General features: G+C 61.5%; 13 protein-coding genes and 1 pseudogene. 4 read left to right on the forward strand and 10 right to left on the reverse strand.

What is annotated here, in order from left to right:
• Positions 1 to 256 precede the first annotated feature (256 nt).
• Complete coding sequence (locus ACOZK4_RS04720) at positions 257 to 535, forward strand: hypothetical protein (RefSeq protein WP_421590726.1); 279 nt, start codon at positions 257 to 259, stop codon at positions 533 to 535.
• On the opposite strand, the gene ACOZK4_RS04725 is transcribed toward ACOZK4_RS04720, so the two are convergent.
• Positions 522 to 1097 (reverse strand): TetR/AcrR family transcriptional regulator, encoded by a 576-nt coding sequence (locus ACOZK4_RS04725; RefSeq protein WP_421590727.1) that lies wholly within the window; start codon positions 1095 to 1097, stop codon positions 522 to 524. The genes ACOZK4_RS04720 and ACOZK4_RS04725 overlap by 14 nt on opposite strands.
• A 57-nt stretch (positions 1098 to 1154) precedes the next feature.
• On the opposite strand from ACOZK4_RS04725, the gene ACOZK4_RS04730 reads away from it, so the two are divergent.
• On the forward strand, positions 1155 to 2675 hold the full coding sequence (locus ACOZK4_RS04730; protein ID WP_421590729.1) for an MFS transporter: 1521 nt from the start codon (positions 1155 to 1157) through the stop codon (positions 2673 to 2675).
• A 20-nt stretch (positions 2676 to 2695) separates the two neighbouring features.
• Here the strand turns inward: ACOZK4_RS04730 and ACOZK4_RS04735 are convergent.
• The 9 genes and pseudogenes from ACOZK4_RS04735 to ACOZK4_RS04775 all read right to left on the reverse strand — a co-directional run.
• A pseudogene (locus ACOZK4_RS04735) lies at positions 2696 to 2809 on the reverse strand (ClbS/DfsB family four-helix bundle protein); the annotation flags it as partial.
• Between the two features lie 80 nt (positions 2810 to 2889).
• Positions 2890 to 3423 (reverse strand): alpha/beta hydrolase, encoded by a 534-nt coding sequence (locus tag ACOZK4_RS04740; protein ID WP_421590730.1) that lies wholly within the window; start codon positions 3421 to 3423, stop codon positions 2890 to 2892.
• A 349-nt stretch (positions 3424 to 3772) separates the two neighbouring features.
• Entirely contained in the window at positions 3773 to 4456 is a 684-nt protein-coding gene (locus tag ACOZK4_RS04745) for a YoaK family protein (RefSeq protein ID WP_421590731.1), read from the reverse strand.
• A 158-nt stretch (positions 4457 to 4614) separates the two neighbouring features.
• Positions 4615 to 4860, reverse strand: a complete 246-nt coding sequence (locus tag ACOZK4_RS04750) for a MoaD/ThiS family protein (protein WP_421590733.1) — start codon at positions 4858 to 4860, stop codon at positions 4615 to 4617.
• A gap of 9 nt (positions 4861 to 4869) precedes the next feature.
• A complete protein-coding gene (locus ACOZK4_RS04755; RefSeq protein WP_421590734.1) occupies positions 4870 to 7122 on the reverse strand; it encodes a xanthine dehydrogenase family protein molybdopterin-binding subunit in 2253 nt (750 codons plus the stop codon).
• Between the two features lie 2 nt (positions 7123 to 7124).
• A complete protein-coding gene (locus ACOZK4_RS04760; protein ID WP_421590735.1) occupies positions 7125 to 7601 on the reverse strand; it encodes a (2Fe-2S)-binding protein in 477 nt (158 codons plus the stop codon).
• Positions 7601 to 8461, reverse strand: a complete 861-nt coding sequence (locus ACOZK4_RS04765; protein ID WP_421590737.1) for an FAD binding domain-containing protein — start codon at positions 8459 to 8461, stop codon at positions 7601 to 7603. The genes ACOZK4_RS04760 and ACOZK4_RS04765 overlap by 1 nt, the downstream gene beginning before the upstream one ends.
• Before the next feature lie 208 nt (positions 8462 to 8669).
• Complete coding sequence (gene proC / locus ACOZK4_RS04770; protein ID WP_421590738.1) at positions 8670 to 9500, reverse strand: pyrroline-5-carboxylate reductase; 831 nt, start codon at positions 9498 to 9500, stop codon at positions 8670 to 8672.
• Position 9501: 1 nt separating this feature from the next.
• On the reverse strand, positions 9502 to 10266 hold the full coding sequence (locus ACOZK4_RS04775; protein WP_421590739.1) for an acetoacetate decarboxylase family protein: 765 nt from the start codon (positions 10264 to 10266) through the stop codon (positions 9502 to 9504).
• 305 nt (positions 10267 to 10571) lie between these two features.
• Here ACOZK4_RS04775 and ACOZK4_RS04780 point away from each other — a divergent pair, with 305 nt between their 5' ends.
• On the forward strand, positions 10572 to 11312 hold the full coding sequence (locus ACOZK4_RS04780; protein ID WP_421590740.1) for an acetoacetate decarboxylase family protein: 741 nt from the start codon (positions 10572 to 10574) through the stop codon (positions 11310 to 11312).
• Positions 11313 to 11396: 84 nt separating this feature from the next.
• Positions 11397 to 12183 (forward strand): transporter substrate-binding domain-containing protein (locus ACOZK4_RS04785; RefSeq protein WP_421590742.1); only part of this gene is annotated, 787 nt, incomplete at its 3' end.

Genomic DNA, 12183 nt, shown 5'->3' on the forward strand with positions numbered 1-12183 from the left:
GAAAGTCGCATCGGCCTGGAATTTGCCGAGTTATAACGGGAGTTTGGGTATTCAAATCCGTACAAGAGTATTGAAGATATCTACGTGTATAGACTATTTTTGGGGGAGTGCTTCCTATGGGGCACGCCTCTTCCTTGCTACGGATAGAGGAAGGCTGCCGGCATAGGTGACATAACGTTGACATGGCATGACTGATCGGTGGTGATGGTGCGGCCAACTTTGTATTGCTGCTTTCCCTTGCGCTACGACAGCCGTAATGACTGTCTCAGAAGACCGGCACGGCCAATGCATTCCAGTCCTTCTGGTATTTGGGTGCGGTGAAGTTCTTCCTGATCGGCTACCTGCTGGCGCGGCTCTGGTCGAGTGCCAAGGAGGGGCAGGCGGCGGGCCAGTTCTCGTCTATATGGGCAAGTCCGTCGTGCCGGCGATGCGTCGCGAAGGACTGCGCATTGGCGCCTGGAGCTCTCTGAAGATCGGCGTCGTGGTGATGACCCCGGCCCTGATCCTGTCTCTTGCCGCGCTCATCCTGCAGTGAGGTCCAGCAGCCTGTCCAGCACGGCTTCGATGTCGTCCAGGAAGCCGGCCCAAGTGCCGTCCTCATCGATGCCGACAATGCGCAGGAGAAACAGCCCTTCGACTGCCAGAAACGCTACCCTTGCTGCCTGTGCGTCCGCCGACGCCGCGCCGATCCGCTCGAAGATTCCCAGGTACCACTGGCGCGTCTCCCGCATATTGTCGGGGTCCTGGAGATAGGTACTCATCAGGCCCGCCATCTTGGCGTTCATCGCCGGCTGCGAGGCGCGCATGGCACGGATATAGCTGCGGATCAGGTCGGTGGTGCTCGATGTCGCGTCCGTATCCAGCATCGCGTCGAACTGGCTCGTCCACCGCTCGATCAACGCGCGCACCAGATCATCCTTCGATGCAAAGGAATATTGCACCCCGCCTTTCGATATCCCTCCGGCTCGGGCTAGCGCGTCGATCGTAAGCGCCTTGGCGCCTTCGGTGCGGACGATCTCTTCGGCGAGATCCAGCAACTGCTGGCGGGTGATTGTCGGTTTCCGGCCCATTTCCATCCGATCGCATAGGATTTTCATATTGAAATCCATACGTATGTATTTATATCGGTGTCTGCAATGTATTTCAGGTGAGCCATGTTCCTTACCCCCGCCGATCCGAGACGCTGGCTGGTGCTGATAGCCGTCATGCTCGCCTTCCTGCCGGTCGTGCTCGACATGACGATCCTGCATGTCGCCGTGCCGACGCTGACCCAGGCATTAGGTGCTTCCAGTACGCAGGTTCTGTGGATCATCGATATCTATCCGCTGCTGATGGCTGGCCTTCTCGTGCCGATGGGCACGCTGGCCGACCGGATAGGTCAGCGTCGCATTCTGCTGATCGGTCTGGTTCTCTTTGGCACGGCATCCACACTTGCCGCCTTCGCGCCGAACGCAGCCATGTTGATCGCGGCCCGCATGCTGTTGGCACTGGGCGGGTCGATGATCATGCCTTGCGTTCTAGGCATCATCCGCCGCGCCTTCGAGGATGAGGGCGAGCGTGCCATGGCGCTTGGCCTCTGGGGCACGGTCGGCGCGGCCGGTGCTGCCGTCGGCCCGTTGATCGGTGGGGGCTTGCTTGAGCATTTCTGGTGGGGATCTGTCTTCTTGATCAATGTACCGGTGATGCTGGTCGTCGCGCCCGCCTGCTTTCTGCTTCTGCCGCGCGACGAACTTACGAGCCCGGGAAAATGGGCGATCGGCCAGGCACTCCTGCTGATCGCCGGCATGATTTCGGTCGTTTATAGTCTCAAGGCCGGGGTAGGAGCCAAACAACCGCTTTCCGCCGTCCTCCTTGTCCTCGCCTTCGGCGTTGCGATGCTGGCGCTCTTTGCGCGCAAGCAGTTGCACGCCCGCGAGCCGATGCTTGACCTGTCGCTGTTCTCCCGCCCGGCTATTGCGGCGGGGATGATCATTGCCGTCGTTGCGAGCGGGGCGCTGGCGGGCGTCGAACTGACGCTGGCGCAGGAATTGCAATATGTTCTGGACAAGACGCCGTTTCAGGCAGGCGTCTTCATGATTCCCATCATGGCGGCCGCAGCGGTGGGTGGGCCGGTCGCGGGTTATCTGTCGAACCTCTTTGGCCTGCGCGTCGTGGCCAGCCTCTCGCTGCTCGTCTCGGCAATCGCGCTCGGGTTTCTTGCGGTAAGCGATTTTCATGATCCGGGACTGATCGTTCCGGTATTACTGGCTGTGCTGGGGTTGACGCTCAGCATCGGCCTCACCGCATCGTCCATCGCGATCATGGGCTCGGTGGAGGCCAGCAAGGGTGGTGCGGCTGGATCACTCGAGGCAACGAGCTATGAACTCGGCACCGGCCTGGGGATTTCCTTGTTCGGCGTCTTCATGTCGGCAGCGTATCGTCATGCCATCGCAGTCCCCGAGGGCCTGGCCTTGGACGAGGCCGAGCAGGCCACACGCTCGATTGGCGACACCTATCTCGTCGCCCATCGGCTTGGCGTCGAACGGGCGGCGACGTTGATCGATGCCGGGAAAGATGCCTTCAGCGCGACCCACTCGGTATTGCTGTCGACCGCCGCCGGCGTGATCGGCATCCTCACCGTCTTGGTGTTCTTCATGCTTGCCAGCTACCGCGAAAAGGAGGCGACCCGCCACTAGAGGGTTCAGCTACGACGCCGTCACGCACCCGTTGCTTTCAGACACTTCCGTAGCCGGCCGCGCGCATTCACATAGGGCGATGCCGTGTTGAATTGGATCATACGCCCCATCGTCCATTTTCCGCCGCACCAGGCCCACCCTCTCGCTTCATGTCACCGAAATCATAGAAGAGGCTGGCTATAAAGCGTTGATCTCAGACAAAAGCTTTCAATCATCAAAGCGATGAGATCATGTTCGCGACGCGGCCGCCCAAATAGCCGGCGGGATCTGCCAGATCCAGCACGACGCTCGTATGGTTCAGGCTCGGCACTGGAAGGAGTTCGGAGGCGCTGTCCTGAGCATGGAGCTGCGTATGCAGGGCCGCCGCCTGCTTGTGGAATGGGTAAGTTTCCTCTGAGCCGAACGCGATGATCCGTTGAGGGCAAGCAAGCTTGTTTGACGTCAGAGGCGACCAGGCAGTTGCTTCCGCCGCCGTCATCTGGGCTTCGTCCCGCAGAAAACTGTCTGGAATTCCAGATAGATCGTAGATGCCGCTGGCGAGCATAAGCCCACTGATAGAGGGAAGGGATGATCTCGCCGTCTCCTGCGGGCCTGTCGCCGCGAGAAAAGACGCCAGGTGCGCTCCTGCCGAATGGCCGCTGACCGTGAGCCTGCGAGCGTCCACGCCAAAATCGCCGGCATGTTTCTCGAGACAGAGCACGGATCGGCGCACCTGGTCGACCAGCACTTCGAGGCGCTGGCCTGGCATCAGGAAGCCTATGTCTACGGCAATATGGTCTCTGCCAAGGGCTAGAGGCTGCCGGGACTCGTAGAGACCGGGCCGGTAGCCATGATCAGGAGGCTTGTCGGAGATGCTCGGTCCCGGCGGAAGGTTGACTGACGGCAGTTCGTTTTCCGCTCTCGCCGCTCTAACTTCGCGGCAAGTGTCGGCCGGGGAAGACGCTGACCGGGAAGAGGTTCAAGGCGCTGGATACGACGAGCGAGGAATGAAGGCGTGGGTCGAGCGCGTCCGCGAGGCCAGCCGCCCCTTGCGATAGATTCCAAAGGTAACCGCGACTACGGTCGTTTCGGCCTTCAATAAGCTGAATTTCGCCTCGCTATCTGAGGTATAGCGTGCTCAAGGCGATTAGCGGTGCAGCAAGCAGAGCGAATGTTGCGCTTCCAAAGTGCTGATATCCGATCACCCCGAAAACGCCCCCAATCGCAAAAGCGGCAACGGTGGCGAGATGGAGGCTTAAACGGCGCAGGACCGCCGCTTTCTCATTCGCCTCGCCGCTTGCAAGCATGGCAAGACCCACACCGATGTCGGTTGCCACGCCCGAGACGTGGGTCGTTCGCACACGACTGCCCGAGATCCTTGTCGATGCGGCGTTTTGAATGCCCATCGTGAAGCTCAGGAGCCCTACGAGCACCGTACCATTCGATATCGCTGTCGTCCCGACGGAGCTTAGTCCGACGAGTACCAGGATTGCGGCTTCAACGATCAATGTCAGGGCGTAGATATTGCGATGTTGCCGCCTCTTGCCGACCTCGATGAAGACGGAGGCTGCGAAAGCGCCGAATATGAACATCACGACGATCGTGAGAAAGCTGAGCGCCACATCGAACTGGGAAACAGCCAACAGTTCGGACGCCATCGAGATGTTGCCGGTCATATTGGCGGAAAAGAAGTGATACGCCATGAAGCCTGCGCTGTTAACGCTGCCTGCCACGAGTGACAGAATGGAGGCTAGCATCACGTCGATCGCGTGGGTTCTGGTGTCGCCTTCGTGAATAAGCATATGAGGATTCGCGTATCTGAAGAAACTGCAACCGTGATGATGTGTCTTCCAATCGCCCACAATGCGCCGAGCTAAGCAAAGCGTCGAGGGCGATGACACCACGACATCGAGGCTATGATGTCCAACTTAACCTCGACGCGGCGATCTTATTGTCAGCACTACCCGCCCGCGAGCCTGGGCAAAAGATAGATTTCCGCACCCGTCGGCAGTTCCTTCGACCATGTGTCGCGATAGATCGTCCCGTCTATCGCAACTGCAATCCCACGATCCATCAGCGGTACGAGCCCAGGGAACCGTTCGCTCAACCTCTTGAACAGTTCCCTGATGTTTTTTGCCTCGACCTCGACCTTGCTGTTGCCCTCGGCCGCTGCGGCGAGCGCACCCCAGAGCGTCACCTCGACCATCGGGCCTCCTTATGCTTCGAGCGCCGCCAGGATCCGCGGCGGCGACATGGGGATATGCTGCATCCGCACGCCCACCGCATTGGACACCGCATTGGCCACGGCCGCAAGCGGGGGAACGATGGAGGTTTCCCCGACGCCGCGCACCCCATAGGGGTGATTGGGGTTGGGGATTTCCAGAATCTGCGTGTCTATCATGGGCAGGTCCGAACACACGGGAATGCGATAGTCGAGGAAGCCTGCATTCTGCAGCCGGCCATCCTTGCCGTAGATATATTCTTCGTTGAGCGCCCAGCCGATGCCCTGCGCGGCGCCGCCTTGGTACTGACCCTCGACATAGGTCGGATGCACGGCTTTGCCGGCGTCCTGCACCACGGTGTAGCGTATGACCTTGGTGGCCCCGGTTTCGGGATCGACCTCGATGTCGCAGATATGGGTCGCGAATGACACGCCCGCGCCGTCGGCCACGATCTCGCTATGACCGGCAATCGGGCCGCCCGTGGTGCCGGATGCGGCCGCAATCTCCTTCAAAGACAGTTTCGGAAGATTTCCGTGCGTCTCGCCCTTGGCGACGGCATGGCCCCTTTCCCAGGTCACGTCATCGACGGGAATGTCCCACATCTGTGCCGCCCGTGCGCGGAGAATTTTGATTGCGTTGCGCGCGGCGGAGATGGTGGCCATCGAGGATGAGAAAGTGCCGCGACTGCCATCGGTCATGTCGTTGTAGCCGAGGCTTGATGTATCGGCGATCACCGCTCTGACCTGCGCGTAGTCGATCCCGAGTTCCTCTGCGGCCACCAAGGATAGCGACGCGCGCGAACCACCCACATCCACCGTGCCGACAGCCAGTGAAACCGTGCCATCCATCCCGATATTCAGATCGGTGCATGTCTGGCCCCCGAAGTTGAACCAGAACCCGCATGCCATGCCACGCCCCTGGTTCTTGCCGAGCGGCGCCTTCATGTGCGGATGGTTTTTCACGGCCTCCAATGTCGGGCCGATGCCGATCGGGCCATAGACCGGACCGTAAGAGGCCTTGGTCCCCTCTTGTGCGGCGTTCTTGATACGGAAGTCCACGGCATCCATGCCGACCTTCCTGGCGAGTTCGTCGATGGCGCTTTCCACTGCAAACGCCGCCATCGGTGCGGAAGGCGCGCGGTACGCCGCAGTCTTCGGCCGGTTCACTAGCACTTCGTAGCCGACAGTCCTGACATTCTCGAGCTTGTAGCAGGCAAATGCGGTCATGGCACCGACCTCGGCCCACGATCCCGCATAGGGGCCGCACGAATAGCGAAGCGTCGCATCCGCGGCGATGATCGTTCCGTCCTTCAGCGCGCCGATTTTCACGTCGATCGACGTGGCGCTGGTCGGGCCGGTTGCGCGAAAGACCTCGTCACGCGTCATGACCAGCTTGACCGGCCTGCCGGCCTTGCGCGACAGCGCGAGCGCGACCGGTTCAGCCCAGACATGCGTCTTGCCGCCGAACCCGCCGCCGATTTCTGACGATGTCACGCGCAGCCTGGAGGCCTCCAGGCCGAGCAATTGTGCGCAATGCTGGCGATAGACGAAGTGGCCCTGCGTGCATACCCACAGATCCGCCGTGCCGTCCGAGCTGACATTGGCCACGCAGGCATGAGGTTCGATATAGCCCTGATGGGTCTGTTCGGTCTTGAACGTCCGCTCGACCACGAAATCGGCCCTTGCCATGCCGGCATCGACGTCGCCATGCCCGAACTGGCTGCGCATCGAAACGTTCGAAGCGCGATCCGGCTTCGGATCGACGCCCGCGGTGATGATCGTGTCGTTGATGAGCGGAGCATCCGCAGCAAATGCCTGATCAACGTCGGTGACGTGTGGCAGCAGTTCATACTCGACGTCGATGAGCTTCAGCGCCTGCTTGGCGGTGCGTGCATCGATCGCCGCCACGGCGGCCACGGCGTGCCCGTCGTAGAGCGCCTTCCGGCGTGCCATGCAGTTGTCGAGAATGTCATACATTGCCGCGTCGCCGTTGGTGAGATCGGGCAGGTCCGCCGCCGTCACCACGGCCTTTACGCCGGGAAGCTGCTCGGCCTTCGACGTGTCGATCTTGCGAATGACGGCGTGGGCGTGCGGGCTGCGCAAAATCCGTCCGATCAATTGGCCGGGCATGTTGAAATCGGCGCCGTAGCGTGCACGGCCGGTCACCTTGTCGACACCATCGGGGCGGATGGGGCGCGTACCAACGGAGGAGAAGCTGCGTGTCGCGTGGCTGGGATCGAAAGTCATGGTCATGCTCCTCTCATAACGCTGGCGGCGTCCTGAACGGCGCGCACGATTTTGTCATAGCCGGTGCAGCGACAGAGGTTTCCGGCAAGGCCGAAGCGTATTTCCTCCTCGGTCGGATCCGGGTTTTTAGCCAGAAGATCCTTGGCGGCGATGAGAAAGCCGGGGGTGCAGATGCCGCATTGCAAAGCGGCATGCTCGAGGAACTTCTGCTGCAAAGGATGAAGCTTGTCGCCCTCTGCCATGCCCTCGACGGTGTCGATCTGACGGCCTTCCGCCTCTGCCCCGAGCACCAGACAGGAACAGACCAGGCGGTCGTCGAGGATGATGCTGCAGGCGCCGCAGTCGCCCGTGCCGCACCCTTCCTTCACCCCCATGAGCCCCAGGCGTTCGCGCAGCACGTCAAGCAGTGTCTCGTCGGGATGACAGAGGAACTCGGCGTGATCGCCATTGATTGTCGTCGAAACTGCTATGCCTGCCATCACTTTTGTCCTGCACGTTGATAGGCGGTCAGCGCGACCCGTTTGGCCAGCACGCCCGCGACTTTCTTTCGGAATTCCACAGTGCCTCGCTTGTCGTCTATGGGGCGACAGGCGCCGGAACAGGCCTCGGCAAGGCGGTCCAGCGTGCTGCCGTCGACGCGGGAGCCAACAAGGATATTGGCCGCCTCTTCGACCAAGAGCACCGTCGGTGCCGCGGCGCCGAGCGCAACGCGTGCCGACTCGACGACGCCCTGTTCGTCGAGGGTGAGATTGACCGCGGCGCTGACGACGGCGATGTCCATCTCAGTGCGCGGGGTGAACCGTTGATAGGCGTCGCCGGAATATGGCCGGCGCTTGTCGAGCAGAATGGCTTCGATGATCTCGCCGGGCGCAAGCGATGTTTTGCCGGGAGCGACCGGCACCATTTCGACAGCAACCGTGCGGGAACCGGCCGGACCTCTGATCACAGCCTTGGCGCCGGCCGCCACCAGCGCCGGCACGCTGTCCGCCGCCGGAGACGCGTTGCAGAGGTTTCCGACGATGGTGCAACGTCCCTGCACTTGCTTGGAACCGATCAGCCTGGCTCCTTCCACCACGCCGGGCCAAGCGCGCCGGAGGGCTGTATTCTCACCGAGGACTGCGCAAGGCACCGCGGCGCCGATGACGAAACCTTCGTCGCTTTCGGCGATGCGTCCCAGGGCGTCTATGGCTTTGATGTCGATGATAAGTTCAGGCTCGATAAAACCGCCTTTCATTCTTACCAGCAAATCGCTCCCGCCGGCCAGGATCGCGGCCTTGCCTGACGCCTCGGCCAGCAGACCAACGGCATCCTCCAACGAACTCGGGCGAATGTAGCGCAAAAGGAAACTCCTCGTGATGACGTCGGGTCGGAAGCAAATGTCGCAACCCGCTATAACCGATGCTGCGATGATAGGGGTGTACCAGCAGCTCGGCAACGCTATTGGATGCAATGGTTCGATACAAGCCGGGTCCTGCATTCCCGATGAACGGCGAGTGTAAGTCCGATGAAGATGCGCAGTCTGGGCTCGTATGTTGGCCAGGCCAACGTCATGCCTCACCAGCAAGCTCGACAGCGCGACTATGCGCTGCGGTTGCCGCGAGGCCGAGTAGATCTTTCAGGGCATCGTTTTCCATGAGCACGCGGAGCGCTGCTTCGGTGGTGCCGCCGGGGCTGGTGACCTGGCGGCGCAGTTCGGCAGGGGGAATGTCGGCGGCCATCGCCAGCGCGCCGGCGCCGAAGACGGTTTCCCTTGCAAGGGCCAAGGCGGTTTGCGGCGGCAGGCCGAGCTGTGTTCCCGCTTCGGCGAGAGCCTCGATGAAGTGGAAGACATAGGCAGGCCCCGAGCCGGACAGGGCGGTGGCCGCGTCGATCAGCGCTTCGCGCTCGACGGAATGCACCGCGCCACCGGCGGAAAGGAGCCTTGCCACCCGTTCGGCCTGCTCATGGCTCACGTGTTCATTGGCGAAGATGACCGTGGAACCCTTGCCGATCGCGGCCGGTGTGTTCGGCATCGCCCGCACCGCCGCCACCGCGGCAAGGCCGGTCTCCAGCACCGAAACCGGAATGCCGGCGGCGATGCTGACGACGACGCTTTCCGTCACATGGGACCGGTAGGCCGGCAGTACCACCGCCATGACCTGCGGCTTCACCGCCAGAACGACGGTCGCCGGCTTGAACCCGGCATCCAGCGCCTCGGCCGATGCATAGGTCCTCACGCCGAGCGCGGCGGCCTCGGCGCGCAGCGCCTCCGCCGGCTCGACTACATGCACATCGTCTGGGCGGATGAAACCGGCCGCGAGCCAGCCTTGCAGCATTGCCCGCCCCATATTGCCGCAGCCGACCAGAAGCAGTTCGCCGTTCGTCGCGACTTCGGTCATATCAAGCGCCTCCCGCCGGAACGCCGTTCGTGACCAGGTCGGCGATGGTCTTGCCCCAGCCGTTCTCTTCGGTGGCGAAGAAATCGCCGATCACATAATTGGCGGCCAGAACCTGCACCGGCCCGAGCGGCGAGAGCGGATCGGTGGCGAGTGCGCCGAGCGAGACCGCGGCCGAGCCCCAATGGCAGGAGGTCATCTGGAAATCCGGCGAGGTATCGCGGGCGATCACCCGCTTGTTGAGGATCTTTCCATCGGGCGCCGGCTGGATGTGGATGTTGAGATGCGGTGTGGTCTTCAGCGGCTCGGCCTGCGTGCCGTCGAAGGTGCAGTCGATGGTGATCAGCGGGACACCATGGCGGACCACGCTTGCCGTTGCGCCGCCTGCGCGTTCGGTCAGCTCGATCGTGCCGAATTTTTTCGGATAGCCCCAGAGATCGCGGCCGGCGGCGATGGCGGCGTCATTGTCCTCGTATTCGAACAGGAAATAGCCGCCTTCGCGATCGCCGAAACGCACCGGGATGACGATGCCGGCATCCATGAAGGGGGCCTTCCGGCAATTGGTGAAGTCGGAGACGTAAACCAGGAACCGGTCGCCGGCGAGCGTGAACGGCGTGTTCTCCAGATATTGGCCGAGGATTGCCGGATCGCCCTGGCAGATGGCGTTGAGGCTGCGGTTGCCCGGGCATTCATAGGGTACGAAGGGATCCGGGATCAGCGGCGCCTGGAGCGGCATGTTGTTGGCATTGTGGAGCGGAATGCGGGTCATGGCTGTCCTCGGCCTTGTACGAAGAGACGATAGCGAATGAAAATATTAATGTGAAAATTCATTCAAGTGAATTTGATAGCGAAGCTTTCGGGTCCGTCAAGCGATTTTAGCCGCGACAGATGTGGTGTTGAGGGACTATTTCAACGCCGCCTCCCAAGTGGGTTAGCGGAAGGACCATAAAAGATTTCAATAAAAACAATGCATTGAGCGGTAACTTAAATTCTGCGGCGAGCGTTGCACTTGACAGTCTTAAAAAATTGATCTGAAATGTTAGTGCAACAAGGTTCTGAACGACAGTGAGCGAAATGAAACCATACGACCCGCTACAATTCTGGAATTTCCTGCGCTTCGGACCGGGAAACGTCACCTATGCCTGCCCCGGCCTGAAGACGCTTTCGGTCTATTGCCGCGGCGAGCGCACACAGATGGAACGGCTGTTGGAGCCGCTGCCCTTCGAACTGGCCGATGACCGCTTCGTCGTGTCGATCGCTGATTTCGGCAACAATTCCGGTCGCACCTATTTCGATGCGGCGATCATCCTGCCCATCCGCTACGGCGAGCATGTCGGCGGCACCTATTATTTCGAATATGAGGACAAGCATACCACCGTCGCCGGTGGGCGGGAATTGTGGGGCTATCCCAAGCATTTCGCCCGTATCGAAATGGAAGAGACGGAAACCGGCATGCGCGGTCGCACCTCGCTCTATGACGACGTGATGTTCGACATCGCCGTCGATTTCGACCCCGCCGTCAGCCGCGAGGCCTGGGCCGATCTGCAACTCTTCCCGCATTACCAGGTGCGGGCGGTACCGGAGGTCAACGGGGCTGGCTTCCAGTCCTTCGACATCATCAGCCGCAACACGATCAAGGATTACAAGCTGACCGAACGCAAGGTCGGCCGCGGCAGCGTCTCGCTCGGCGCGACGATTGCGGCCGGCGACGAGCGGCTGCGCGTGGTCGAGGTCCTCGGCGCGGAATATTCCATCGGCGATTTCGCCTCCACGCCGGAAAACGGCGTGCCAACGGTCGTGGCGTCGCTTGTTTGACGCATTTGCCATGCCGAATCCGGATGTCCGGGTTCGGCGTATCGATACCAGAATGAACGCTCGATCCTGAGGGGAGAACGAATAATGAGCAAGGTATCCATCAAGACGTTGCTGGCCTCCGTGGTTCTGCTTGCCGCGGTTCCGGCCATGGCGGCAGACGGCGCTTTCGGCCGTTGCGAATTGCACGCCGACGCCGCCAAACACGCTTTGACGCCGGCGCAGGAGGGCGTGCTGACCATCGCCGTGCCGCTGCCATCGCCGCAGGCCTACCAGGGCAATACGCCCGAAACCATCGACGGCGGCTATCTCTATTGCCTCGGCGCGGAAATCGCCAATCGCGGCGGCCTCGGCAAGATCGTCGTCAAGAATGCTTCCTTCGAGTCGCTGGTGACGGGCAAGGGGACCGATTTCGACATGTCGATCTGGGACCTCTTCCCGACCGAGGAACGCAAGAAATCCGTCGATTTCTCCGGCAGCTATCGCTTCACCGATACCGGCGTGATCGCCAAGGCCGGCAGCGACGTCACCGCCGAGACGCTGGGCGCCAAGCGCATCGGCGTGCTGCTCGGCTCGGTGCAGGAGAAGTTCGTGCGCGAGAAGCTGAAGCTCACCGGCGATCTGCGCATCTTCCAGTCCAACGACGACATGTGGGCGGCGCTCATGGCCAACCAGATCGACGCCGCGCTGGCCGATACCGAAACGGCGTTGCCACGCGCCACGGCCTCGAACGGCGCGCTGAAGGTTTTCGGCCGTTATCCGGTCGGCGGCGATGTGGCGATCCTGTTCCCGAAGGGCTCGAAGAACGTCGCGCCCACCGATGCGATCCTCGCCGACATGCGTGCCGACGGCTCGCTCAACGGCATCGAGGACA

This window comes from Shinella sp. M27, assembly GCF_049199905.1.
In the GTDB taxonomy this organism is placed as follows: domain Bacteria; phylum Pseudomonadota; class Alphaproteobacteria; order Rhizobiales; family Rhizobiaceae; genus Shinella.

Bases quoted from the DNA above. Each gene is read 5' to 3' on its own strand.
- proC (WP_421590738.1), bottom strand. From the start codon at position 9,500: ATGACCGAAGTCGCGACGAACGGCGAACTGCTTCTGGTCGGCTGCGGC.
- ACOZK4_RS04755 (WP_421590734.1), bottom strand. From the start codon at position 7,122: ATGACTTTCGATCCCAGCCACGCGACACGCAGCTTCTCCTCCGTTGGT.
- ACOZK4_RS04740 (WP_421590730.1), bottom strand. From the start codon at position 3,423: ATGCCAGGCCAGCGCCTCGAAGTGCTGGTCGACCAGGTGCGCCGATCC.
- ACOZK4_RS04750 (WP_421590733.1), bottom strand. From the start codon at position 4,860: ATGGTCGAGGTGACGCTCTGGGGTGCGCTCGCCGCAGCGGCCGAGGGC.
- ACOZK4_RS04780 (WP_421590740.1), top strand. From the start codon at position 10,572: ATGAAACCATACGACCCGCTACAATTCTGGAATTTCCTGCGCTTCGGA.
- ACOZK4_RS04760 (WP_421590735.1), bottom strand. From the start codon at position 7,601: ATGGCAGGCATAGCAGTTTCGACGACAATCAATGGCGATCACGCCGAG.
- ACOZK4_RS04775 (WP_421590739.1), bottom strand. From the start codon at position 10,266: ATGACCCGCATTCCGCTCCACAATGCCAACAACATGCCGCTCCAGGCG.
- ACOZK4_RS04720 (WP_421590726.1), top strand. From the start codon at position 257: ATGACTGTCTCAGAAGACCGGCACGGCCAATGCATTCCAGTCCTTCTG.
- ACOZK4_RS04725 (WP_421590727.1), bottom strand. From the start codon at position 1,097: ATGAAAATCCTATGCGATCGGATGGAAATGGGCCGGAAACCGACAATC.
- ACOZK4_RS04730 (WP_421590729.1), top strand. From the start codon at position 1,155: ATGTTCCTTACCCCCGCCGATCCGAGACGCTGGCTGGTGCTGATAGCC.
- ACOZK4_RS04745 (WP_421590731.1), bottom strand. From the start codon at position 4,456: ATGCTTATTCACGAAGGCGACACCAGAACCCACGCGATCGACGTGATG.